General features: G+C 38.8%; 20 protein-coding genes and 1 pseudogene. 10 read left to right on the forward strand and 11 right to left on the reverse strand.

Going from position 1 to position 24,528, the window contains the following annotated elements; genetic code table 11:
- Nucleotides 1-6: 6 nt before the first annotated feature.
- The 5 genes from pglX to J7I83_RS12890 all read left to right on the forward strand — a co-directional run bounded on the left by pglX (nt 7) and on the right by J7I83_RS12890 (nt 10,255).
- Nucleotides 7-3,513, forward strand: coding sequence for a BREX-1 system adenine-specific DNA-methyltransferase PglX (gene pglX, locus J7I83_RS12870; RefSeq protein WP_353048277.1), 3,507 nt, complete (start codon nt 7-9; stop codon nt 3,511-3,513).
- A gap of 128 nt (nt 3,514-3,641) precedes the next feature.
- Nucleotides 3,642-4,505 carry a hypothetical protein gene (locus J7I83_RS12875; RefSeq protein WP_215101352.1) on the forward strand — a complete coding sequence of 288 codons (864 nt, stop codon included), beginning with the start codon at nt 3,642-3,644 and terminating at the stop codon, nt 4,503-4,505.
- Nucleotides 4,506-4,541: 36 nt separating this feature from the next.
- Nucleotides 4,542-7,100 carry a BREX-1 system phosphatase PglZ type A gene (gene pglZ / locus J7I83_RS12880; protein ID WP_215101354.1) on the forward strand — a complete coding sequence of 853 codons (2,559 nt, stop codon included), beginning with the start codon at nt 4,542-4,544 and terminating at the stop codon, nt 7,098-7,100.
- 16 nt (nt 7,101-7,116) lie between these two features.
- Nucleotides 7,117-9,174: a protease Lon-related BREX system protein BrxL gene (brxL, locus tag J7I83_RS12885; RefSeq protein ID WP_215101356.1), complete on the forward strand. Its 2,058-nt coding sequence runs from the start codon at nt 7,117-7,119 to the stop codon at nt 9,172-9,174.
- Between the two features lie 184 nt (nt 9,175-9,358).
- Nucleotides 9,359-10,255: a tyrosine-type recombinase/integrase gene (locus J7I83_RS12890; protein WP_215101358.1), complete on the forward strand. Its 897-nt coding sequence runs from the start codon at nt 9,359-9,361 to the stop codon at nt 10,253-10,255.
- 199 nt (nt 10,256-10,454) lie between these two features.
- Here J7I83_RS12890 and J7I83_RS12895 read toward each other — a convergent pair whose 3' ends face one another.
- The 5 genes and pseudogenes from J7I83_RS12895 to J7I83_RS12915 all read right to left on the reverse strand — a co-directional run bounded on the left by J7I83_RS12895 (nt 10,455) and on the right by J7I83_RS12915 (nt 13,893).
- Nucleotides 10,455-10,781 carry a helix-turn-helix domain-containing protein gene (locus tag J7I83_RS12895; protein WP_215101360.1) on the reverse strand — a complete coding sequence of 109 codons (327 nt, stop codon included), beginning with the start codon at nt 10,779-10,781 and terminating at the stop codon, nt 10,455-10,457.
- A gap of 17 nt (nt 10,782-10,798) precedes the next feature.
- Nucleotides 10,799-11,245 (reverse strand): hypothetical protein, encoded by a 447-nt coding sequence (locus J7I83_RS12900; RefSeq protein WP_215101362.1) that lies wholly within the window; start codon nt 11,243-11,245, stop codon nt 10,799-10,801.
- Nucleotides 11,246-11,372: 127 nt separating this feature from the next.
- Nucleotides 11,373-11,832, reverse strand: a pseudogene (locus tag J7I83_RS12905) (recombinase family protein).
- Between the two features lie 76 nt (nt 11,833-11,908).
- Nucleotides 11,909-13,033, reverse strand: coding sequence for a protein kinase family protein (locus J7I83_RS12910; protein ID WP_215101364.1), 1,125 nt, complete (start codon nt 13,031-13,033; stop codon nt 11,909-11,911).
- Nucleotides 13,034-13,269: 236 nt separating this feature from the next.
- Nucleotides 13,270-13,893 (reverse strand): recombinase family protein, encoded by a 624-nt coding sequence (locus J7I83_RS12915; protein WP_215101366.1) that lies wholly within the window; start codon nt 13,891-13,893, stop codon nt 13,270-13,272.
- Nucleotides 13,894-14,300: 407 nt separating this feature from the next.
- On the opposite strand from J7I83_RS12915, the gene J7I83_RS12920 reads away from it, so the two are divergent.
- Nucleotides 14,301-14,663 carry a carboxymuconolactone decarboxylase family protein gene (locus J7I83_RS12920; RefSeq protein ID WP_215101368.1) on the forward strand — a complete coding sequence of 121 codons (363 nt, stop codon included), beginning with the start codon at nt 14,301-14,303 and terminating at the stop codon, nt 14,661-14,663.
- 433 nt (nt 14,664-15,096) lie between these two features.
- Nucleotides 15,097-15,804, forward strand: coding sequence for a hypothetical protein (locus tag J7I83_RS12925; RefSeq protein ID WP_215101370.1), 708 nt, complete (start codon nt 15,097-15,099; stop codon nt 15,802-15,804).
- A 255-nt stretch (nt 15,805-16,059) separates the two neighbouring features.
- Here the strand turns inward: J7I83_RS12925 and J7I83_RS12930 are convergent, their stop codons facing one another.
- The 4 genes from J7I83_RS12930 to J7I83_RS12945 all read right to left on the reverse strand — a co-directional run bounded on the left by J7I83_RS12930 (nt 16,060) and on the right by J7I83_RS12945 (nt 19,019).
- Nucleotides 16,060-17,019: an IS30 family transposase gene (locus tag J7I83_RS12930; RefSeq protein ID WP_215101372.1), complete on the reverse strand. Its 960-nt coding sequence runs from the start codon at nt 17,017-17,019 to the stop codon at nt 16,060-16,062.
- A 166-nt stretch (nt 17,020-17,185) separates the two neighbouring features.
- The gene (locus tag J7I83_RS12935) at nt 17,186-17,413 is read right to left on the reverse strand and encodes a thioredoxin family protein (protein ID WP_215101374.1); all 228 of its coding nucleotides are present in this window, start codon (nt 17,411-17,413) and stop codon (nt 17,186-17,188) included.
- A 212-nt stretch (nt 17,414-17,625) separates the two neighbouring features.
- The gene (locus J7I83_RS12940; protein WP_251047637.1) at nt 17,626-18,630 is read right to left on the reverse strand and encodes a permease; all 1,005 of its coding nucleotides are present in this window, start codon (nt 18,628-18,630) and stop codon (nt 17,626-17,628) included.
- Between the two features lie 59 nt (nt 18,631-18,689).
- Complete coding sequence (locus J7I83_RS12945; protein ID WP_215101376.1) at nt 18,690-19,019, reverse strand: ArsR/SmtB family transcription factor; 330 nt, start codon at nt 19,017-19,019, stop codon at nt 18,690-18,692.
- Nucleotides 19,020-19,417: 398 nt separating this feature from the next.
- Here J7I83_RS12945 and J7I83_RS12950 point away from each other — a divergent pair, with 398 nt between their 5' ends.
- From J7I83_RS12950 to J7I83_RS12960, 3 genes are all read left to right on the forward strand, one after another.
- Complete coding sequence (locus tag J7I83_RS12950; RefSeq protein WP_215101378.1) at nt 19,418-21,286, forward strand: heavy metal translocating P-type ATPase; 1,869 nt, start codon at nt 19,418-19,420, stop codon at nt 21,284-21,286.
- 197 nt (nt 21,287-21,483) lie between these two features.
- Nucleotides 21,484-21,924, forward strand: a complete 441-nt coding sequence (locus J7I83_RS12955; RefSeq protein WP_215101380.1) for an OsmC family protein — start codon at nt 21,484-21,486, stop codon at nt 21,922-21,924.
- A gap of 291 nt (nt 21,925-22,215) precedes the next feature.
- The gene (locus tag J7I83_RS12960; protein WP_215101382.1) at nt 22,216-22,692 is read left to right on the forward strand and encodes a hypothetical protein; all 477 of its coding nucleotides are present in this window, start codon (nt 22,216-22,218) and stop codon (nt 22,690-22,692) included.
- A gap of 179 nt (nt 22,693-22,871) precedes the next feature.
- Here J7I83_RS12960 and J7I83_RS12965 read toward each other — a convergent pair whose 3' ends face one another.
- Nucleotides 22,872-23,822: a nucleotidyl transferase AbiEii/AbiGii toxin family protein gene (locus tag J7I83_RS12965; protein ID WP_215101384.1), complete on the reverse strand. Its 951-nt coding sequence runs from the start codon at nt 23,820-23,822 to the stop codon at nt 22,872-22,874.
- Nucleotides 23,788-24,438: a DUF6088 family protein gene (locus tag J7I83_RS12970; protein ID WP_215101386.1), complete on the reverse strand. Its 651-nt coding sequence runs from the start codon at nt 24,436-24,438 to the stop codon at nt 23,788-23,790. Before J7I83_RS12970 ends, J7I83_RS12965 begins: the two co-directional genes overlap by 35 nt.
- Nucleotides 24,439-24,528: the final 90 nt, after the last annotated feature.

Here is a 24,528-nt window from a genome sequence, read left to right on the forward strand (position 1 = left end):
TAAGGAGTGAGCGCATTGAATAAATCTGCATTAAAAAAATTCGCAACTGAATCAAGAAGAGAATTACTTGGAAAAGTAGAGCTCCAAGCTAGAAAATTAGGCATTACAGCGGAAGCAATTCAAGCAGCAAGCATAGAAAGCTCAGACGCTGTCTTTATTGAAGGCAGACAGCTTTCGGATACAGAAAGAAAACAACGAAACAAGCTCATTGCTCGAATCAATGAAATTGGTTTTTCCCGTGTAATGGATGAAACGGCATATACGTGGTTCAATCGTTTTGTCGCATTGCGTTACATGGAAGTAAATGATTACCTTCCAACAAAAGTACGTGTGCTTTCTTCGAATTCAGACAGTGCAGAACCAGACATGATGAAAGAAGCATTATCTTTAAATTTAAGTTTAGACAAAGATTATGTTTATGATTTGAAGCTGAACAACAAAACAGATGAATTATTTAAATACTTGATCAAAATGCATTGTAATGACTTAAATCGCTATATGCCGTTTATGTTTGAGAAAATTGAAGACTATTCTGAGATTCTCTTTCCAGAGGGATTACTAGGGACTGATTCATTCATTACTAATATGACAAATTTAGAACTTATACCGGAAATTAATTGGAAAAAAACGGAAGTTATTGGGTGGCTGTATCAATATTATATTGCAGAAGAAAAAGACCGGGTATTCAAAGCAAAAAACAAGTATAAAGCAGAGGAAATACCTTTTGCTACTCAACTTTTTACACCTGATTGGATTGTTCAATATATGGTACAAAATTCGCTCGGGCGTTATTGGACAGAAGCTCATCCAGAACATAGCGACTTAATAGCGCATTGGGAATTTTTCTTGAAACACGAACAAGAAGATTTTCAAGAAAAAATTGCTCCGTATGTAAACAAAGAATTAAATGTGGAAGAAATAAAATGTTTTGACCCGGCAATGGGCAGTGGGCATATTTTATTGTATATGTTTGATGTATTGTATGAGATTTACAGCAAATGTGGTTACATGGAACGGGAAATTCCTCGTCTAATCATAGAGAACAATTTGTATGGATTAGATATTGATGATCGTGCATATCAATTGGCAAGCTTTTCAGTCGTTATGAAAGCATTGCAATATAATAGACGTTTTTTGAGAAGTATCGAAAGAGAAGGATTAACTCTTAATTTGGCATCTGTTCAGGAAACGAATGGCTGGAACGACGACGATATTGCCTATATAGCAGGCGATGATTATAGTACACTATTCGGACACTTGAAAAATTTTTTCGGACAATTCACGAGTGCCAAAACTTTTGGTTCCCTAATTCAAGTAAAGGAAACAGATACAACTTATTTGGAGAAAAGACTTCAGCAAATCAATTCAACACCAGTTGAAGATATTTTTCAAGCGGAAAAGCGAGAGCGGGCATTAAATTTACTTCCACAACTCATTAAACAAACAGATATTATGAGCAAGTATTATGATATTGTCGTCATGAATCCGCCATACATGAGTTCAAGAAGTATGAACGAGGAATTATCATATTTTACAGAAAATAACTATCCTGATTCTAAATCTGATTTGTTTGCCTCTTTCATGGAAGTAGACCACTATTTAAAACAAAATAGTTTCTACGCGGCCATCAATCAGCATTCATGGATGTTTTTATCTAGCTTTGAAAAAATGCGTGAAAAAGTCATTAATAATAAATTAATTGACACAATGTTGCACTTAGGACCAAGAGCATTTGAGGAAATTGGCGGGGAAGTTGTACAATCGACAGCTTTTGTACTACGAAACATTGTAACCTCAAATATAGAAGGAACTTATTTGAGGTTGATTGAAGAAAACACAGCATGGGAGAAAAGAGAGAAAGCAATCGAGGCAGTTAAAAATCCTTCGGTTTCGTTTCGCTATTCATTTGACCAAGATAACTTCGCTAAAATACCTGGTAGTCCAATTGCCTATTGGATAAGTGAAAAAACAAGGTGGGTATTTGAGGTTGGTACACCACTATCAGATATTGCAGAGCCTAAGCAAGGTTTGTCGACTGCGGATAATAATAGGTTTTTAAGGCTATGGCAGGAAGTAGATTTTGGAAAAGTGGGGTTAGGCATTAACGAATCAAATAAAAATAGTATTTATAAATATAAATGGTTTCCCTTTAACAAAGGAGGAGGATTCAGGAAGTGGTATGGAAATAATGAGTATATTATTAATTGGGAAAATAATGGAAAAGAACTTAAGGAATTTAAAGGTTCTGTAATAAGAAATCCTGATTATTATTTTAGAGAGTGTATAACATGGTCGTTAATTAGTACCTCTTCTTTAGGCAGTCGTTATTCAGATTCTGGTTTTATTTTTGATGCAGGGGGATCTTCATTATTTACCCATTCTAATATTTATTATATTTTGGGTTTAATGACTTCAAACGTTAGCCATAATTTATTAAAAATAATTAATCCAACATTAAATATTAGCAATGGAGTAATTAGCAAGTTACCGTTTATTGATAATGTTTTAGAAAAAGAAAACATCAATAGGATTGTCAAAAGCTGTATTAGTATATCAAAAAAAGATTGGGATCAATTTGAGACCTCATGGGATTTTAAAAAACATCCATTTTTGAACTATTCTACAGCCCAAATGGAGTCAATATTTAAAGAATGGCAAGAATTTGTTGAATCTCAATTTAATAAACTTAAGTCGAACGAAGAAGAACTAAACCGTCTTTTCATTGAAACCTACCAACTGCAGGACGAGCTAACACCTGGAATAGATAAGAATAATATAACTATTCGAAAAGCAGACTTAGGACGTGATATAAAAAGTTTTATCTCTTATGCTATCGGCTGTTCATTAGGTCGCTATTCACTTGAAGAAGAAGGTTTAATCTACGCTGGTGGAGATTTTGATACGTCGCAATACAAAATATTCCCAGCAGATGAAGATAACATTATTCCAATTCTATCAGGTGCCTATTTCGGAGATGACATCGTCACAAGATTTGTCGACTTTGTTCGAGTAACATTTAGTGAGGAAACACTCGAAGAAAATCTAGACTTTATAGCAGCAGCGATTGGTCGAAAGAAAAATGAAACAGCAAGAGAAGCCTTGCGTCACTACTTCTTAAATGATTTTTATAAAGATCATGTGCAAGTGTATAAGAAGCGACCAATTTACTGGTTATTCACATCAGGTAAGGAAAAGGCATTTAACTGCTTAATTTATATGCACCGCTATGATAAAACGACGCTTTCCCGTATTCGGACGGACTATTTACACGAAGTTCAAATTCGCTTAGATGCGGAAAAGAAAGACTTACTTGATGTTATTGAAGGAGACGCTACTACGAAAGAAATTAGTAACATTAAGAAAGAACTCAAGTCACTCGACAAAAAAATTGATGAATTGAAAGCATACGACGAGCTACTTCACCATATGGCAGATATGCAAATTGAAATTGACTTAGATGATGGCGTGAAAGTAAACTATGAAAAATTTAATGGATTAGTTGCGAAAATTTGATGTTTGAATGAGAAGTAGTTTTTATTATTGAACTTACTTCTCTTTTATTCAGATGTATAGTGAAGATACAATAGTGTTTAGTGTAATTTATTTAAATCTAACAAATATAGAAATAAGGTGAGTAAATAGTGGGGATAGTAGAGTGGCAAACTGTTTTGACAGATGTTGTTTCGGGAGTTGGAGTTCTTCTAATTGGAGCTGTCGGCGGCGGGTTTGTTGGGTATTTTCGAGCGAAAAAGAAATCGTCATTAGCGATCGAAAGAAAAAATCTTATATATCAGCCACTACTGGATGAATTAGATTCAAAAATCAACTTTAAATTATATACTTTAAAGAATATAGAAACTCCTATATTAATGGACATTGTGAAAAATGACTACAAGTATGGACTAAGGGCGGAATTAGAAAAAAAGTGTAGCCGTTTATATTCGTTGATAGAACAATATAATAAGATCAGTTTAGTTACTATTGCTCATAGTAAAATCGAAGAGATTTTTATAAATGGATATGAAGAAATATTTGGAAGTATAGTTGATGGAATTAGTATACATACTGATAGGGAAGGAAATGAATGGGAAATTGAGCACCTAGTTTTGCCGGTTGAATTAATTCAAAGAAGTCAATTCGATAAAAATATTGGTAATCTTATATGTAATGAAGGAATGTATGATAGCGAAGTGTGTTTAGATGAACACAATAATGTTTTTGTTTCAACGTACAAAGAGTTAATAGACTTATACAGCTCAGTTTTATATGCAACTATAAATGGTAAAAGAAATCAATTACCTCCGTTAAAAAAAGAAATAGACATGTCGCCTGCTGAATATATAGCTGTTGAGTTTGATTTTTTTGAAATATTTAATAAAGATCCTCAAAAGTTAAAAAAGGATGAATTAAGAAAAGAAATCAAGTTAGAATCCCAAAAAATGGTAGAACACTTAAAGGAAATCATCAGAAAAATAATAGATGTTTACGAGCATGAGGAAATATAAGCCTGAAATTTTAATTTTAGAGAGTAGGTGAACGCTATGAACCTGACACAAATTGAGTCCGCGCTAGAAGATATTTTCAATGAACCGTTAAAAGACGGAGAACAACGAAAGCTTGTGTTTTGGGTGGATAAAGACGAAGAATTTACGGAGGAAATCGGTCAATTAGTATTACCAAACGTTAAAGTCCAAACCTTATCCAATCGCAATTCATTTTATATAAAGCATTTGTTGGAAGAAGAAGATCCCACTTCCTTTTATCTGATCTATACCAACTTAGAACTAGGCGTAGAAGATAACTGGTTAGCGGATACGGTGCTCTATTCCAAGACCTTTTTCGCAGATCGAATCTCGCTTATCTTAAATGAACTTCAGATGGATCCAGCTCTTAGAGCGGTTATTAAGAAATACGAACAATTTTTTAACAACAAAGAACGCTTCCGCAAATTCCAGTCATTCGCCATCGAGTCCTACTCAGAGGAAACGATTGAATTGGCAATTATGAGTGTATTGTGTAATGTGAAAACACCTGATTTTGAAGCGTTGTTAAAAGAAGTGCTAATGGATACGCTAGATGATGATGAAAACAAACTTTTATCTCAACTGGAACGATTTTTTGATTTAGATGTATTTTGGCGATATGTCGCCGATCACTATGGCTATGTGCGCAAAACAAACAATTTGAAGACCTTGTTTATTCATTTGACTGTTACAGCACTTTCACATTCTGTAAGTGATAAATACTTAACGGGTGTGAAGGACTTTATAGCCGTACGAAACAAAGCCAATGCATTGGTGTTTATTGATCATTGGATGCACCATAAAACAGATGATGTAGTCTTTGATCAGTATGCTGAAATGGTAGAACAGGAAATCCAACTGCCAAGTATTTTACAAGATATCCTGGTAGACGAGTTTAGACAGGCAGATACATTCCCGTATATCGATAAAGCCATTATCATCTATATTGCGAATAGCTTAATGGAGAAGCTTGAAGATTACGAAGAGTACACGAAGCTGATTAAATTGAGACGCGTAAAACACTATTACGAAAAGTACGCATCCATTTACGAAGCTCTTTATTACACAGTAAAAATGCATGAGTTTTATAAAGCGCATCAGCAAGGTATTCCACAAGGGCCAGCTGTTGATTTGTACAAAGCTTATCGTGATGAATATTATGTTATGGATACGTATTACCGGAAATTCTATGTGGCCTATGATGAAGAAAATAATCACGAACTAGTGAAAAAGTTAAAAGAACTCGTCGAACATTTGTATACCAATTGGTTTATGGGCGAATTGAGCTCCCATTGGTCACAATCGGTTAAGTCAGAAATGGTCGAGGAATGGTCGCTTCCAGGAGTTCAAACTCAGCAAGGGTTCTATTCGTCAACGGTTGCTCCGCATGTTCGAAAAGGTGAACGTGTCTTTGTTATTATTTCGGATGCAATGCGTTATGAGGTGGGAATGGAACTTACCGATCGATTGAATTCAGAAACGATAGGCATTTGTGAGATGCAGACAATGCTTGGCGTAGTGCCTTCTGTAACGAAGTTAGGCATGGCATCACTGTTGCCGCATCGTAATTTAGATTTTGATGAAAAAGGTCGTGTACTAGTAGATGGTAGGGATTCGGCAGGACTCGAAAATCGCAAAAAAATTATAGGGTCTTATGTGGAAGACAGTCTCGCCATACACTTCCAAGATATGCTAGCTATGAATAAAGCCGGTCGCCGAGAAACGTTTAAAGGTAAGCGGGTTGTGTATATTTATCACGACACAATTGATGCAATGGGCGATAAAGCCTCAACTGAAATTTATACGTTTAACGCAGTTGAAACAGCATTAAATCAGTTGTATGACTTGGTCAAAATGATCCGCGACGATTTAAGTGGAACTAACGTTTATATTACTGCTGATCATGGCTTTTTGTATCAGCGAGATGCATTAGAAGAAAGCGATAAAATAGGCAATGAAGTACTGGATGCGGTTGAAGTAAAACGTCGGTATGTGTTGTCGAAAGAAAAACGAGAAATTTCAGGACAGCTGGGCATCAACTTGTCTTCTGTTGTGGACAATGTAGAGCAATTGACAGCTTACGTACCAAACGGGACAATTCGCAATCGCATGCAAGGCACTGGAGTAAACTTTGTTCATGGTGGTGCAAGTCTACAAGAAGTCGTTGTTCCGTTAGTAAAATATAAAAACAAGCGAGTAGGCCAAAAAGGCTCTTATTCTCTACAAAAAGTAGATGTTAAACTAACAAGTTCGATACGTAAAATTACGAATAGTATTTTCAATTTGGACTTTTTCCAAACAGAAAAAGTGGGAGACAAGATGATTCCACGCACAGTTGTCATATGTATCGCAGATGCGGATGGAACGGTATTATCCAATGAAGAAACGATTATCGGAGATCGCACGTTTAATAACCCAGGAGATCGTACATTCAAGCTTCAATTTGTTTTGAAAAGCATTTCGTATGATCGTAACAAAACCTATTACTTGCTTGTAAAAGATCTAGAAACAGGGGTTGTGACAGAGAAAACACCATTCTCCATCAATCTAGGAATTGTCAGTGACTTTGATTTTTAATTGAGGAGGTGTAATTGTGGAAGAAAAAGTAGAGGGAACTTTGACACTAGATCTTGATAAAAAATTGAATGAAGCTTTTGCTGGCCGAGTGGTTCGTAAAGACTTAACCAAACTCATCAAAGAAGGCGCCAACGTGCCTGTTTATGTGCTTGAATATCTATTGGGGATGTATGCGGCCACAGATGACGAGCAGAGCATTCAAGAGGGCGTTGAACGTGTTAAAAAGATCCTTACAGATAATTTTGTTCGTCCCGATGAGTCGGAAAAAATCAAATCGAGAATTCGTGAATTGGGACAGTATTCGATTATTGATAAAGTGACTGTGGCTTTAAATCCAAGGATTGATACGTATGAAGCGGAGTTTTCGAACCTTGGATTAAAAGGCGTTCCGATAGCTTCTAATTTTGTAAAAGAGTTCGACAAGCTTCTTGTCGGTGGGATTTGGTGTATGGTCAAGGTTGATTATTATTACGATGAAGAAGTGAGAGCTTCGAATCCGTTTAGTGTCAGTAGTCTGCAGCCAATTCAGATGCCGAATATGGACATGAATGAGGTGTTTGAAGGACGCAAGCAGTTTACGAAGGATGAATGGATAGATGCGTTGATTCGGTCGACTGGAATGGAACCAACACAATTAGAGGACCGTGTAAAGTGGCATCTACTCTTACGACTCGTTCCTCTTGTAGAAAACAACTACAATATGTGTGAACTTGGACCTCGTGGAACAGGGAAATCACACGTATACAAAGAAATTTCACCTAACTCCATTTTAGTTTCAGGTGGGCAGTCAACTGTAGCCAATTTGTTCTACAATATGTCTACTCGAAAAGTTGGACTGGTCGGAATGTGGGATTGCGTAGCGTTTGATGAAGTAGCAGGTATTCGCTTTAAAGACAAAGATGGCATTCAAATTATGAAGGATTATATGGCTTCAGGGTCGTTTGCGAGAGGTAAAGAAGAAAAAAACGCTTCAGCCTCTATGGTGTTTGTCGGGAATATCAATCAAAGCTTAGATGTATTATTAAAAACTTCGCATTTATTTGCGCCATTCCCTGAAGAAATGGCAAACGATACGGCATTTTTCGATCGCATGCATTATTATATGCCCGGCTGGGAAATCCCCAAAATGCGACCAGACTTCTTTACCGATAAATACGGATTTATTGTAGACTATATCGCTGAATTCTTTAGAGAAATGAGAAAGCGTTCGTTTGCAGATTCAACAGATCGTTATTTTAAATTGGGTAACAACTTAAACCAACGGGATACCATAGCCGTTCGCAAAACAGTGTCAGGGATGGTAAAACTCATTTATCCAAACGGAATCTACACAAAAGAGGATATTGAGGAGATTTTGCGTTATGCATTAGAAGGGCGTCGCCGGGTCAAAGAACAATTAAAGAAAATTGGCGGCATGGAATTTTATGATGTGATGTTCTCTTATATCGACAAAGAAACGCTAGAAGAAGAGCATGTGTCTGTTCCAGAACAAGGCGGCGGAAAACTTATTCCTGAAGGCATGGGCAAACCTGGACATGTCTATGTTGTAGGGCATGGCCACTCAGGAATGATAGGCGTCTACAAACTCGAAAACCAAGTAGTCAGTGGCACTGGCAAATTTGATAAATCGGGTGTTGGTTCTTCTCGAGACACAAAAGAAAGCTTAGATACAGCATTCCGCTTCTTCACAGCTAACAGCAAGAGCATCAGTAATACCATTAGTACAAAAACAAAAGATTACTTGATGCATATTAGTGATCTTCAAGGAATTGGCCTGACCGACGAACTTGCGATTGCAGAACTAATCGGCTTATGTTCAGGAGCATTGGACAAGCCTGTTCAAGAAAGTACCGTCGTTATTGGGAATATGACCGTTGGAGGAACCATTGCAAAAGTAGAAGAATTTGCGAATGTTTTACAAGTTTGCGTCGATGCAGGGGCCAAAAAAGTGCTAATCCCTGCGTCATCGGTAATGGACTTGCAGACGGTTCCCCCTGATTTATTAGTAAAGGTGCAGCCAGTATTTTACGCAGATCCGATAGATGCGGTATTTAAGGCTCTAGGTGTGAGTTGAGGCTGTACCCAGTAACTAAAGGGTGACGAAAACTCTATCAAAAACGATGGTTTATAAGAGTCAGAGAAGAAGGCGTCAATTTTCTTCTCTGGCTCTTTTGCTTTGTCCCATAACTTTTTTCAAAATCAATCTATCATAAATGGTGTTTCACAATGATTTTGAAAAGAAATGGGGAGGCAGAAAAATGACGGATTTCAAATTGGCAATTCACCAGGACACTCTGGAGACTCAGAAACGTTACCACAACAGAAAAATTCATATTGAAAAGAAAATGGAGGAAATCCCAAAACAATATGAGGGCGATATTCGGAGATACAAGAACTATTGCTACAGCACAGCCCAGGTAATTGGCGCAGAGGCGATGCTTGATTATTTGTACATCTCACTGACTGAACAGCAAGTTAAGAAAACAACGTGGGAACGCCGGCTGGCAGCTATTAGAAAGTACTTGAGTGTCATTCATAAAATAGATCTCAAAGGACAGGCTGGTGTGACGTATGAGCTTTCAGGGATACGGAAAATGTACCAGGAAGATCAATACGCTCATTTGACACAAGTTCGAGGAAAGTCGGCCATTAATAAGAAAGAGTTAATGGATATGCTCCATCGTCTCCCGATAAGAGCTAAGGCGATTTGTCTAGTCAATCTAGTAACCGCTAACAGACCTAGCGAAATGGTGCGGTTAAAAGTAAGTGATTTTGATCTAAACAACAAATGCGTACATGTATATTTAAAAAAGCAAAAAAGATGGCATACGAAACGGCTCACGCAGGAAGTTATCCAGGCAATCGACATATACATACGCGAATACCATCTGAAACCAGATAATTACTTTGTGGGGAGGGTGTATAAGGATGGACATTATGAAAGCACAGCAATCAGTGAAATCGGGTACTATAGTTTTTTGCAGCGTTGGACGGGGCTTACCGGGTACAACTTCAGGAAAAGCCAAGTGGTAGCGATGCACGCAGCTGGTGCAGATCTATCAACTATCGCGCAACAAACGGGCCATCAATCACTGGAAACGTTAATGCAGCATTATCTTACGGTATCTGAAGGGACCATTGATAAGTATTTATAAATGCATGATTAAATGGTGTCAATTGCAAAGAGGAAGTATACAGTTTCGAGATAGGCTCTTATTAAGTAACGAATCCTTTGGCTCAAATGATGGTGTTCTATATTTTCAGGCCATGAAATCATATGTACAAAAAATAGAACTAGAGAAGATATTCTTCTATCTCTCCGGTTCTATTTTGAGTTTCTACTATTATAGATGTCTATGAATGAATTAAATCTTTACCTTTAGGATTTTCCTTAAATGTAGGAGTTAAGTCTTCGAGACCACCCAAAGCCACGAAAACTTTGTCATATGTTTCGGATTTGATATTATCAGCACCACTTTCAATTTTCGACAGCGTCGCCTGTGTAAAGGTATCTCCATGATCTTTGATCATAGCGACAACCTCTTTTTGGGTCAAACCTAGTTCAAGGCGTCTCTTGAGTATTTTTTTCCCCATAATAACAGAAATTTTATTCAAGTGTTCATTTACTTTCGGCACTTGTCTTAAGATCCCCATCACATTGTTATAATTCTTATTTGCCATTTAAACCCTCTCCTTTTTTACTCAGGTTTAAAAAATTCAACCATCATTTTTTCACTCGCACTAATTGCGTGTTCAAAGTCTCGTGAATAGGTCGCCTGCTTGATAACAGCTTTTGTGAAATAAATAGATTGGTTGCCTTTATCGTCTATTTCATAGAAAAAGATAGCTCGAAAAGCTCCTACTGGCCTCCAATTCGCTCGTGCTTCCATAAGTGGAGGATGGTTGTTCAGTTCTTTTACCACATTGACTAGTGTGATGGGATTTCCTACCGAGTTGATACCGTATAACGTACGTTTTTCTATAGGAGGAACTCCTATGTCTTTCATGTAATCAAGTAGCTGGGCTATACGAGCTGCAAGTTCGGCATAACCTTCATCTTTCATTGCTCTATCAGCAATGGAGGTGATTAAGTCTATGACTTGTTGATTGCCATGTTCATCTGCTAAGAATTCAATTTCTACCATAATTATATCACGTGGAATATAAATTTTCTAACAAATTATATTCTGTGTAATATATTCACCTCCTTTTAATTGAAATATAGAGTTATACTATACTAATAGCTCTGATAATGGAAAAGAGTTTCTTCTATTATAATAGGTTGCCTGTCTCTTCTGCGAGTGCTTTGACCAATTTATAAAAACTGGCCTTTTTCACTCCGGCTTCTTTCATGGCTTCGACTGCTGCTAACTCTTTGACTTTCCATTTTCTATAAACCTCTTTGAATTCTTCTGAAAAAAACGGTCGGTCTACCAAATTGAATGCCGTTTTGCAGAGCCTAGTCAATTCCTTCACGCTGCCATTTCCGGATGCGTTCGCGTTCTTCTTCTGCCATCCAGGAAAGAATCTGTAAAACTAAGTCTATAATAAATGTTCCCATGCTGTCTTTATATTAAGTAGTATCAAGTAACGGCATATCCACCACCACAATATCGGCTTCAATATTTTTAGTAAGATCACTTCACTCCCGGAGGATTTCTTCTTTGATCCGGCCGAACCGATTGAGTGAATGAGCATGCAATAGAAAGGCAAAGCATAAGTTTAGAAACACAACACAATAGCAATTATGTTGTGTTTTTAAATCTTATTTGAAATTAAGTATTAAATAAGAATTCAGGGACTAAATTTTAGAAAGGCAAATCGTCATCAGGAACTTCCACTTTTATTACAGATAATCTAGCATCTATATTATCCAATACAATCCTTCTCCTGAAAGGGCTTAAACCTACTAGTAGGCGGTAGAAATCAGTAATAATAGATACTTCAATTTTATGCTTAGTACTGTAGGTGTATCTACCTTGAATAAAACAATTTGTTAATTGTGAATTATCTTGAAGAATCTTTTCAAGGGAAGTTATTCTTATTAAATCAATCAGGTTGTTTAATATTTCACTATCGTCACGTATTGGATCGTATTTTAACCAATAACTCTTAATTGCAATAGAAAGTGTATCTGCAAATTTTCTATAAACTTCTTTTTCCTCATTTGTAAAATCTATCTCTCCAAAAACCCCTTTCGAAATATCTATTGAAATATCATGAAAAGATTTATATCTTTTTTTAGGGTCTATTTTAATCATTTTTTCTATAATATGCTCAAAGTTAAAATTATCTAGGCTTCTGTCGATTACGTTGGCAAGTAATTTTCCGACAAAATATATTTCACTTTGACGATTATATATACCATCATATTCGGTTTCATAAGGCAATTGAGTTACAGGCCAATTTAAAAAAACGCTTTTTGCATCTTGATCTAAACCCTCCAATTTTTTTCCGAAACCGAAATCAATAACTTTAACATTTTCATGTTTATCAATCATAATGTTTGCTGGACGAATATCTCTATGCAGAACATTATTAGATTCTAAATATTCGAAGGCAGCTATTGTTTCAATAAATATGTCTGACCATGTTTTTCCGCCAAAAGGATCTGTTTCAAATTCTTCAATTGAATCTCCTTCTATATACTCCATTTGAAGATATCCCGTCTTTTTTTGAGGGTATAGATAATAATTGTAAACTCGCACAACATTAGGATGGGATAGATTAAATAAAATTTTGATTTCATCAACAAAACGCTCATAATTTTCATCTATAAAATTTGAATCTTTTGGTACGTATTTTTTGAATGCAAAAAACATGTCCGTTGTTTCATCTTTTAATAGATGTGTATCTCCAGTACCCCCACTCCCTAAGGGTCTCACAAGGATAAATTGTTTTTTAATTGCGTCGAATTCAACTTTCTTTGCCATTTAACAGCTCTCCTTGTCGATTCAATATAAGTTGATAATAACATGAAGTAGAATCTCGAAATATGTTACTTTAAGAGATAACTTGCATTAATTAAAGGGGATTTGGCATTCAAGATGTCCTTATTCCTTTTAATATGGCAGAGGTAGATACCAAAGATCAGAATTGCGGACTGGCAATTGCTTTTGAATTTCAAGCACATTTTAGAGACCATCTATAACTGTATGAAAAGTTTCTTCTATATAAATATGTTGCTGGCTGTCTCTTCTTCGAGTGCTTTTACTAATTTGTAAAAACTAGTCTTTTTAACTCCAGCTTCTTGCATGGCTTCCACAGCTGTTAACTCCTTTGCTTTCCATTTTCTATAAACCTCTTTAAATTCTTCGGAGACAAGAACAGGGGTCCTGCCAAACTGGATGCCATTTTGTAACGCCAAGTCGATTCCTTCACGCTGGCGTTTCCGGATGCGTTCCCGTTCCTCTTCAGCCATCCACGACAGAATCTGCAAAACCAGATCCGCAATGAATGTCCCCATACTATCTTTGTATTGCGTTGTATCCAATAATGGCATATCCAGTACAACGATATCGGCTTCAATATTTTTCGTCAGGTCATTCCACTCCTGAAGAATCTCTTCTTTGTTTCGGCCAAACCGATCTAGTGAGTGGATATATAAAATGTCTCCTTTCCGGATAATCCGTTTGAGCAATTGGTAGTTCGCTCGCTCGAAATTTTTTCCACTTTGCTTGTCCAAGTATATGTCCCGTTCATTGATGCCGATTTTTCTCATGGCTTCCAATTGACGGCCTTCATTTTGATCTTTGCTGCTAACACGTATGTAGCCAAATTTGCGATTTTCCATAATTCACCTCTAAGAACGATTCTTTCCTCTCATTATACCTGAAAAGCGTTCGTAAAAGTGTCTGCAAATTCGCGAACGTTCGTAAAGTCATTTGACACGTTTACGAACGCTTTTTTTGGTCCTTTTTAGCCCTTTTTGAAGCGTTCGTAAAAGTGTACTTTTACGAACGCTTAATCGAGAGGCTAGATATCTATATAATTCGATATATTGTTTTCTGAATTATTTGACAAATAGGTTTAATTATAATAAAGTGCATCTATGTACGCTGTTGAGCAGCACCTTTCGCTTAATTTGGTTGGATACCTTGACGACGTTTTTGCACGTATATTTTCTCGCAGTAGTCTGTCATTTGTTGGTTAATCAACACGCCTGTTATCAAAAATTAAAGGTGAAAAGGAGTGGGAATTATGGATAAAGAAAAATTGTTTGAACAGTTAAAAAAAGAGATGGGTGAAGTACCTAAACCAATAGAAAACTTAGCTTCTTTGGATATGAATGTTTTGATGGGACATCTTGAAGCGCAAAAAAATGCATATGCAGGTGACAATCTGGATAGGAAAACTAAAACACTCATTGCATTGGCAGTAGGAATCGCACTAGACTCTCAAGGGTGTATTATGACCAATTTGCAGGCTGCTAAGAAAAACGGAGCTTCGACAGCAGAAATCATGGAAGTTTTTTCTGTAGCAAAATTCTCGAAATCATCTTCCGCTATGTCAGGATTTGCGACGGCCATGGAATGGCTTATTGCCAACGGTGATAATCAGTAAATTCTGAGCCTTCTCGAACAGAGGCTGAACATGCAGGTGATGCTTCAAATTTGTTTGGCAGGAAAATATTCTGGCTAATCAACACGCGTATTTTTATATAATTGTTAAGCGAAGTGAAAAAAGAATCAATGAAAGACTGTCTTTAAAACGAGAAAATACCGTAATCTTACAAAACCGAATTGGTGAATTGAATGATCGAGTAGTTGATTTAGAGAGAATGCAGTGGTTAGAAAGATGATTCACTTCAAGTTGGCAAATCAGCCGTTTATAAGAAGAGAAGCAACGGTGGTGCTTGACTGCCATAGCGATTTGAGACACATATAAAACACCTTCGAGCTGGTGCACGTTCAACAAGTAGTCAAATCGAAGGTGTTTTTTTATATTGTCCCACTTAATTATGTTGGGTTACATCTCATAAAGAAGGTGTGGAAATATGAAAAAAAAACTACTGAAACTCGAAAGGCTAAAATCCGTAAAAAAACGCATATCGAAATACTTTGCGTCCCCCGATTGGCCGTGGGAACTTATGGTGGGCTTGTTTGTTACGCTGCTTTTAATCAACTATTTTATGACTTCTTTAAAAGAGGAGGCGGGGGATAATGTGTGGAGGTTTTTGCTCATTATCCTTGTCATAAATTTATTCTGGGCAAGTATTGACGCTTTTCTCTTCATTTTTACGGCACTTCTGTACAGAGGCCATTACAATAAAAAAATCGAACACATACGTTCAGTTGACAGTGAATCGGCAATCGACTTGATACGTACAGAGTTGGAAGAAAGTATCATTTCTCTAGCGGATGAGAAAATAAAGCGGTCCGTAACGGAGGTATTGCTCAACGAATTTTCTGAGGGCAATTATGACAATTCGAAGGCCACTGCGTTTTTTGGCAACTATATACTCGGTGCTCTTTGGGTTGTTTTTTTTGTCATGCTTCCTTCTGTGGTACTTCTGCCGATATTTCTAATTACCTCGAGTGTGAACTGGGCGTTGGCTGTTTCCAATGTAATCGGCATAATCGCATTTTTTTCGTTCGGCTATAAGTTGGCGTCTTGTACGAACTGGAATAAAATTGTCACAGGCCTAATCATGGCTGTTGCAGGCTTTGCTTTGGTAGCGGTAGGGTTGCTTATCGGCGCGTGACGACGGACGTATCAGGCAGAGGCAGCTCAAGATGCTTATAAACGGCACCAACAAAAATATGGAGCAAAATCCAAAAGCACCCCCGAAACCGTGGGAATCATCCAACAGAAACTGACGGAGACGTGGTAGCCGAGACAGATTATGAATCGACTGTTCAAAGGAAAACTCAACTTTAAGACCCTCTACCGTTGGATTGACTAAGAGTTGCTTGAGGTTCCCGTAATGGTAGTTTGGAAAAATAGATTATTCCGTTTGTCAATTTAAGCTAGACAGATCTCCGCCATTCAGGTGACTCTTAAATGCCTCCAAGGGTGTGCGGTAATCCAGCGACTTCCGTGGGATGTGATTCCGCTTGTCTGCCACTGTGGAAATGAACAGTTGATCCACCTGGTTGAAGTCCATTTCCTTTGGCAGACCGTCTTTTCGAAGGAGCCCGTTGGAGTTTTCATTCAAGGCGCGCTGGGAAGGTGTTCCGGGATCCGCAAAGTAAATCGAGACATCGTGCCGGTTGCACAGCGGTTTCCAATTGGAGAATTCCTTCCCGCAATCAAACGTGATCGATTTGAACAGATATCTCGGGACCCCTTGAAACCATTGATTCAAAGCGGTTTCAATATCGCATGCCTTGCGCCCTGCAGGTTTCAAGGCGATGATCACTTTCGTCAGCCTTTCGACCAGCGTGATCACCGCGCTTTTATGGCGAGCGCCCACAATGGTGTCGCCCTCGATGTGTCCGAACTCTTCTTTGAAAGAAGGATAATCGGTTTCCCGTTCGGAAATATGCCGTTTGAACGCCTGCTTTCCGCGCCGTTCCTCGTGGCCATTGGGTTTCCGTTTGCCTTTCATCGGCAGTGTGTCAACATCAAAGACCCGATTCTTGAACATGCGATAGAGCGTACGCGCAGAACAATCAATCGCCGTCTCTGCGCGGCCGACAATGACATCTGGAGTCCAGCCCTGCGCCACCTTGTCTTGAATATAGGCAACTTGTTTCTTCGGCAAGACAATTTTTCGTCGACCGCAGCGTTTCTTGTTTTTCTTGTACTGTGTGTAAAAATCGAGCGCTGTGTGACCTGATTTCAGGAAATTGATGACATTGTAGATCGGCTGCTTGGAACGGCTCAGGCGTTCAGCTATTCTCGTTACAGGTGTATTTTGGTGGTGGTAGGATTCTATCATCACCAGTTCGTCCGTGGTAAGATGGGTGTAGGTCATTCGTGGTCACTCCTATGTTTTTCTTTGGTCGGAAAATACATTGTGAGTGTACCACGAATGGCTTTTTTACTTGTCTAGCTTAATTTTACAATCGGCGTAATTAAAAAAATTGCCAAGCAAAAGGATGCAAGGCAATTTTTTTATATAACTTTATTCCAACCGATTATTATAGATACTTTTTGATATCTTTAACCGATGGGACTTTTCCCATAACTTTAACTTCTTCATCTACAACAAGCGCCGGGGTATTCATGACACCATAAGCCATGATTTCCTGAATGTCTTCAACCTTTTCAAAACTTGCTTCGACTCCTAATTCGTTTACAGCTTCTCTTACATTTATTTCTAATTTCTTACATTTTGAACAGCCTGTGCCTAAAATTTTTATAATCATTTCTTCATTCTCCTCTGTGTAATAAATTTCTATCTGTACAAAATAACTACAGTATCGCTTCAGTTATGGACGGCATCAGATAATAATGCCAAACTTCCTGAAAGTATTCCTGACAGACAAATTTGAAACATCATCTGTATATTCAGCCTCTGGTCGAGAATGCTCAGAATTCACTCATCACCACCTTCTTCATAAATTCCAGCTGCTCTTTTTTACAAGAGTAAATAACTAAAAGTATCGAATGAGTAGCCAATTATAAGGATTCCTATCGTCACAATGACTGTGAATACGATCAGAAGCTTTGGTTTAACGACTTTGCTTAACATAATCAGTGATGGAAGGGATAATGCTGTAACAGCCATCATGAAAGCGAGCGCTGTTCCTATACCGACACCTTTTAATACTAAGGCCTCAGCAATGGGGAGGGTACCGAATATATCCGCATACATCGGGATTCCGACAAAGGTCGCCAAAGGAACAGAATACCAATTATCCTTGCCAAGCACTGCAGAAATAATGCTTTCTGGTATCCAGTTATGGATTAAAGCCCCAATCCCAACACCGATCAAAATATACAGCCATACCTTTTTAACAATATCGAGAACTTGCTCCTTCGCGATCTCTACTCTATCACGAAATTTCAACGCTTCTTGTTCAAGTTCTTTTATTTTATTGTCGAATACAAAGGGCTCTACATATTTTTCAAGCTTTGCCTTGCCTATAATTGTACCGCCGATTACAGCAAGAATGAGGCCGACTATTACATAAGCAATAGCAATTTTCCAATTAAATATACTGCCAAGTAAAATGACAGATGCCAAGTCAACAAGTGGGGAGGAGATTAGGAATGAGAATGTAACGCCTAATGGAAGCCCTGCACTTGTGAACCCAACGAAAAGCGGTATGGACGAGCACGAGCAAAAAGGGGTGATAGTCCCTAATAAAGCCCCGAGTATATTGCCTGATATGCCATTAAATCTACTTAATATTTTCCTGGTCCTTTCAGGGGGAAAGAAGCTTTGTATATAGGATATTATAAAAATCAATACAGATAAAAGTATAAAAATTTTGATAACATCATAAATGAAGAAATGAATACTGCCTCCCAGTTTCTCCTGGGTGTTAAGTCCAAAAACATTCTCCACTAATATCGTGACAAGATTAGAAAGGCCCTCCATCTTGAACAATTGATTGTTTATCCACTCAAATATAATCAAAAGATCATCTCCACATATTTTCTCTCTTTTTGTTTACCAAAAGCGATTAAAGAAAAGCATTAACTTAAATGTTTTTCTTTATCCACAAGCCTGCTCTTATCTAACAGCAGTTGAGGGTATTCATTCAGAGTATCTACAATATTCTTCACTATGTTGGCAAAAACGGCATTCTCCATCCTCAATTTGTAATAGACGAACTTTTCTTTTCTTTCATCAACGACAAGATTCGTATCACGTAGCTTTGATAAATTTTTGGATATTGTCGGTTGAGAAACGTCTAGTATTCCGCTGATTTGACAGACACAAAGTTCCTGTTGAGCCAAAAGGATTATTATTCTGAGTCTGGTTTCATCCGAAAAAATTTTATGAATATTTACTAACTCAATCATCGATTACTCCTTTCTTATTTCGAATAGTTTCATGTATTAAAAACATATGCTTATATGTGCATATGACTATGTGTATATGTATGATATTCCTTCTGATTAACTTTGTCAAGGTACCTGGAAAATAAAACTTACCGATTATGGTGTTACTGCCAGGGGAGTAATCTTTATAGCTGTCCTTCTTTTTTTGTTCGCAAAAGTGAATATTTACGAACAGTTAATTCAGAGGTTTGCGTCTCCCAACTGAATGGATTAGCTTTTTGGGCAGTTTTTTTATTACCGTAGGACAGTCCAATAGATGCAAAATTCAGATAATGATATAGTGATATGAAGAAAAAGGACTGACCGCTGATTTCTGCGGGGTCCAGGGATTGTTCCAATTTCAAAAAGGAGGCGCAGACATGGCTTTTATCCGTACCAATATCGAATTGATTGCTGCCATTGCATCAGGCATTTTAATCCTTGTTGCCTATTATTTGGAAACACAGGAACTCAGCCCGTATTACGTTGCTGCTTATCTGCTGGCATTCGGCATCGGCGGCTACGCTAAAGCGAAATACGGCATCAAGAAAAGCATTGAAAACAAAGACCTTAATGTGGAAATTTTAATGATTTTGGCCGCTGTCGGCGCATCCATTATCGGCTATTGGACAGAAGGCGCGATTTTGATCTTCATCTTTTCGCTGAGCGGCGCACTTGAAACGTATACGATGAACAAAAGCCGCAAGGAAATTTCCGCGTTGATGGACCTGCAGCCGGAAGAAGCGTGGCTGTTGAAAGACGGCAAAACGGAACGGGTGTCGGTAAAGGAATTGAATACGGGCGACATTGTCGCGGTCAAGCCGGGCGAGCGCATTCCGGTTGATGGCGAAATCCACACCGGACAGACCGCGGTCGACGAATCCGCCATCAACGGTGAATCGATTCCGGCTTCGAAATACGAACAGGACACCCTGTTTGCTGGCACCGTCAACTTGACCGGCGCCATCACGATGGTGATGACGAAGCCGAGCTCCGAAACGCTGTTCCAAAAAATCATTGAACTGGTCCAGTCTGCTGAAAGCGAGAAATCCCCTTCCCAGCAATTTATCGAGCGCTTTGAAGGATCGTATGTAAAAGTGGTGCTCGTGGTTTTCGTGCTGATGCTGTTCCTGCCTCATTATTTACTCGGATGGGATTGGATTACTACGTTCTACCGGGCGATGGTGCTGCTGACCGTGGCATCCCCCTGCGCTGTCGTCGCTTCCATCACACCGGCTACATTGGCAGCGATTTCAAATGGCGCGAAAAGCGGCATCATTTTCAAAGGGGGCATACACCTTGAGAATTTAAGCCAAGTAAAGGCGATCGCATTCGACAAAACGGGTACGCTGACACGCGGCAAGCCGGAAGTCACGGATTTTGTCATCCGTAAAGGAACAGCCCGCGAAGAAATCATGGCGAAAGTCGCCGGCATTGAATCGCAATCGAACCACCCGCTCGCAAAAGGGATTACGGATTATATTATCCAGCAAGGGGTTGAACCGCTTCACAATGTCCAAGTCGAAGACGTACCTGGGTTTGGGCTGAAGGCGTTCATCGAAGGAGAAGAATTGCTGGTCGGCAAACCGGGATTCGTCGGCGCAAGCGACGCCGAAGCTTTTGAAGGAGGCCTATTAGAAAAGCTGGCTAATCAGGGCAAGACCGTCACATTCGTGAGCGACAGCGAAGGCATTGTTGCCGCGATGGCGTTGAAGGATACGGTGCGTGAAATCGTTAAAACCACCATCCGCGACCTGAAAAATAACGGCATCCATTGCTTGATGCTGACGGGCGATAACGAAACAACTGCAAAAGTGATTGCCAGTGAAACCGGCGTCGACGATTATATCGCAGAATGCCTGCCAGGCGATAAAGTCACCCACATCAAAAACATGCTGGACAAGTACGGCAAAGTGGCCATGGTCGGAGACGGCATCAATGATGCTCCGGCACTTGCGACTTCCACAGTCGGCATCGCCATGGGAGAAGGCACGGATGTAGCCCTCGAAACAGCAGACATCATCTTGATGAAAAGTGATTTATCGCGCATCGCCTACTCGATCCGCCTGGCAAAGAAAATGCAGCGCATTATCAAACAGAACATCTATTTTTCCATCAGCGTCATTATCGTCCTGATCATCTCGAATTTCTTTCAGGCCATTACGCTGCCGCTCGGCGTGCTCGGCCATGAAGGCAGCACCATCCTGGTCATCTTGAATGGCTTGCGGATGTTGAACCGGAATGTCTGAACATATGAAAAACCCGCGAAAATTTTCAGGTTTCGCGAGCTTCAGACTGTAAACAAGCTCATTTCAATTGGGTTTTTCTGCAGTCTTTTCATTAAGGTTTCATGAAAAATGTGCAAGTTCACTTCAATCAGTTGGGAGTAGAATCTTAAATTGTCCGACTGAAGGGAGGAAAATCCAAATAGAGGAGGAAATACAATATGTCAAATAAGGTGATTTTCCAAGTAACAGGTGTATCAAACAAAATGAAATCAGAACTGAAGGTGGGTAATCATCAACTTATAATCGATGAACCACCAAATATGGGAGGGACCGATCAAGGACCTGATCCCCTTTTAACTCTTCTGGCTTCGTTGGTTGGTTGTGAAAACGTGATTGCAAACCTTGTCGCAAAAGAGCTTAAATTTGATCTGCGAGGAATCGAGTTTGATGTAAAGGGGGAATTGGATCCTCGTGGTCTTATGGGCAAAGCTGATATTCAGCCATATTTTAATCAAGTCTTCTTTCACGCAAAAGTAAAAACAGATGAAACAGATGAGCGCATCCAAGAACTAAAAGAAAAGACGGATGCACGTTGTCCTGTTTACGCCACATTTAAAGCAGCGGGAATACCAATCGATGCGAAGTGGGAAAAAGCATAACGAACATCAAAAAGAAGCTGACAGAATCAGCTTCTTTTTGATGTAGCCTAAAGGTTAAAATGACAGACGCAGTCTGAATGAATCCGACTAAATAGGTATAACAATGAAGAGTAGTATTTTTAAGGTTTACATATGACCGCTTATCGGAAGCTGCTGGTATTGCAAAGGAGAAAAGAAGGCCGTACGCAGCCTTCTTTTCTCCTTTTTTCGTTGTTGTGTAGTTACCTAATCCTTGATTGACTATAATTAGGAAAAAGGTATTGAATTCAATACAAGGAGTTGAATAACCCAATGTATCAAAAAGTAACTGTTGATAATGTAGAAGAAATTGATAAGAATTTATGTTTCTCTCTTATTAATTTCGATACGGCATACTACTGTGATTTTGATGATAGAGTTAACGTTAGAGCATTATTAAATGAGATAAAATGCGATAATCTAGTGATTGGAATAGAAACATATAATTTTTTTCTGGAAAATCTAAATTCAGTTATTGCTAATTCTCAGTACAGGATTAGAAAAATCAATAGCAGATTGTCGTATATTGAGATTTATTTGAAGAAAGAAGAGGCTGTCGAAAATCAACCCTTGCTAGATTTTTTAATGATGATTGCGGAAACCAACGATTTTGTCTTTATTGGAATAGATCCACGTGTAGGGATAGAGCTATACGATATTAAGAACCGAAAATTACAAGTAGATACAAAACGGGTAGATACCTTTATAGTTTTTAATTACGATGCAGATAGTTTAATCATATTTGAATAAGTCCTTTTTTGAGTTTACATATTGCCGGATTATCGGAAGCAGAACCACCTATTAATGAAACTGAATGATTCACTAAAGCTCAAAAAGAAGAAGTAACTCCGGTCTTTTCGATAATTAATTAAAAATCATAGCTTTCATGGTTTCGACAAAAACGCCCAACCAGTTAGCTGGTTAGGCGTTTATATTTTGATGACATTTGGTAAAAAGTCACTGTCGATAATTTTTTTCAAGCTATCGATGGTTTCTTCATAAGACACGTCTTCTGCCAGGAATGTTTTTGTATTGCGGTTATAGTCCTGCTTATAGAAATCGGTACGAATGATTTCGTTCAATGTCTTTTTTAGTTCATAGCCAGGCTGACAGGAAGCCGTGTCCCGACCATCCCTTCGAATCTCAATCACTTCAGGAATTAGCATTTTCAATCCTTCTGCATCGACGAACCCACTTCTCTCGATCATATGAAGATCATATAGGTGCCTCGAATACCGAGTGCTTTCTTTTTTTTCGAAATAATCACAGATGGCAAAGATTTTATCGAGAAACGTCCGATCAATTGTCTGCACATTCGCCGCAAAAGGTCTCATCCCGTATTTATCCATAAACCGTTCTTTTTCTGCTTCGTCCCCCTCTGCCGTTATGACAAACTTCGTGATGTAATTACTTACCCCAAGCTGTTCGAATGGAAATGGCTTATAAGCGACATTCGTTTCCACAAGGATATGAGGGGACATCTCGCTGTCACCTTCAAATGCTTTTCGATAGCCAATTTCATACTCATTGAATTCTCGGCCTGATCGGATCTGGTCCGGATTAAGCAATGAAAAGCCGAGGTCCTCAATCACAGATTCGATCGCCGCTTTCAGCTTCTTTTTTTCGCTTCTCGGCAGCTTATTGCTTTCTCCAAGCGGAACGCTGAGATCCAAGTCTTCTGAAAAACGCTTGATGACATCGTAGCATTTAGAGAGGGAAGTCCCGCCCTTAAATACAATGTCAGGGAAGCTGGAGACCAGTTGCTTCAGAAGCAACGATACGTAATAATCCTTTTCGACCTGGAAATTCTGCAGCCCATACGCTGCAGCTGCCGACCGGATCAACTCATTGAACAACTCGTTCTCTTCGTGCAATCGCATCTAATAACCCCAATTCATAAACTTTCAGTTTCGTTTTCATCGGATACACATCGAGATATTCCTTCACTTCCCGTTCATTCAATGACACGCCCTCTAGATAGGACAGGATTTTCTCTTTCGCCACTTCGAGCGGTTTTTCACTGTACTGCTCATAATTGTTCAATAGATCGAGCACTTGAAGAAGCTTGTAGTTGGATCTATTGACGTTTACTCTCGCTTTTCGGATGATGAACCGTTTTTTGTAGACGTTCACTTCCCGCTTAGCAGCGGAAGCATTATTTGTCACGATGGTCGCAACCGCTGCTGTTTGGGAAGTCAGGCCCAAAGCATTGGCGAAATTGGTGCCTGAGTTGTAACCGATGATACGATCCCGGTCCTCCAAGAATTTCTTTCGAACAACCTGATCTGTATCTAGCACAGCAGAGCCAAACATCGGTTTCTTTTTTGGAATGAAATAGATGCCGTTCTGGACTTTCGCAAGCAGCCCTTTGTCAGAAAGGCGCTTGATATACTGCCTGAGTGTACTTGGATTCAGCTTGAGCTCCTCTTTCAGTTGCTCCGTGAGAATGGGTTCATCGTATCCGTATGCATCTAATAGATATTGGTAGAGTTCCATCGGTGCTCACCTCTTTCCTATATTGTAACATATTTATAATATAAATTTCAAAAAACGTTACAATCGATATTGCTGAAACTAAAAGATGAA

Origin of the sequence: Planococcus sp. ISL-110 (assembly GCF_018613575.1) — a bacterium.
Taxonomy (GTDB): Bacteria; Bacillota; Bacilli; order Bacillales_A; family Planococcaceae; genus Planococcus.

Bases quoted from the DNA above. Each gene is read 5' to 3' on its own strand.
- J7I83_RS12890 (WP_215101358.1), top strand. From the start codon at position 9,359: ATGACGGATTTCAAATTGGCAATTCACCAGGACACTCTGGAGACTCAG.
- J7I83_RS12930 (WP_215101372.1), bottom strand. From the start codon at position 17,019: ATGACCTACACCCATCTTACCACGGACGAACTGGTGATGATAGAATCC.
- J7I83_RS12915 (WP_215101366.1), bottom strand. From the start codon at position 13,893: ATGGAAAATCGCAAATTTGGCTACATACGTGTTAGCAGCAAAGATCAA.
- J7I83_RS12965 (WP_215101384.1), bottom strand. From the start codon at position 23,822: ATGCGATTGCACGAAGAGAACGAGTTGTTCAATGAGTTGATCCGGTCG.
- J7I83_RS12945 (WP_215101376.1), bottom strand. From the start codon at position 19,019: ATGATTGAGTTAGTAAATATTCATAAAATTTTTTCGGATGAAACCAGA.
- J7I83_RS12935 (WP_215101374.1), bottom strand. From the start codon at position 17,413: ATGATTATAAAAATTTTAGGCACAGGCTGTTCAAAATGTAAGAAATTA.
- J7I83_RS12950 (WP_215101378.1), top strand. From the start codon at position 19,418: ATGGCTTTTATCCGTACCAATATCGAATTGATTGCTGCCATTGCATCA.
- J7I83_RS12960 (WP_215101382.1), top strand. From the start codon at position 22,216: ATGTATCAAAAAGTAACTGTTGATAATGTAGAAGAAATTGATAAGAAT.
- J7I83_RS12970 (WP_215101386.1), bottom strand. From the start codon at position 24,438: ATGGAACTCTACCAATATCTATTAGATGCATACGGATACGATGAACCC.
- J7I83_RS12955 (WP_215101380.1), top strand. From the start codon at position 21,484: ATGTCAAATAAGGTGATTTTCCAAGTAACAGGTGTATCAAACAAAATG.
- J7I83_RS12925 (WP_215101370.1), top strand. From the start codon at position 15,097: ATGAAAAAAAAACTACTGAAACTCGAAAGGCTAAAATCCGTAAAAAAA.
- J7I83_RS12900 (WP_215101362.1), bottom strand. From the start codon at position 11,245: ATGGTAGAAATTGAATTCTTAGCAGATGAACATGGCAATCAACAAGTC.
- pglZ (WP_215101354.1), top strand. From the start codon at position 4,542: ATGAACCTGACACAAATTGAGTCCGCGCTAGAAGATATTTTCAATGAA.
- J7I83_RS12920 (WP_215101368.1), top strand. From the start codon at position 14,301: ATGGATAAAGAAAAATTGTTTGAACAGTTAAAAAAAGAGATGGGTGAA.
- J7I83_RS12910 (WP_215101364.1), bottom strand. From the start codon at position 13,033: ATGGCAAAGAAAGTTGAATTCGACGCAATTAAAAAACAATTTATCCTT.
- J7I83_RS12895 (WP_215101360.1), bottom strand. From the start codon at position 10,781: ATGGCAAATAAGAATTATAACAATGTGATGGGGATCTTAAGACAAGTG.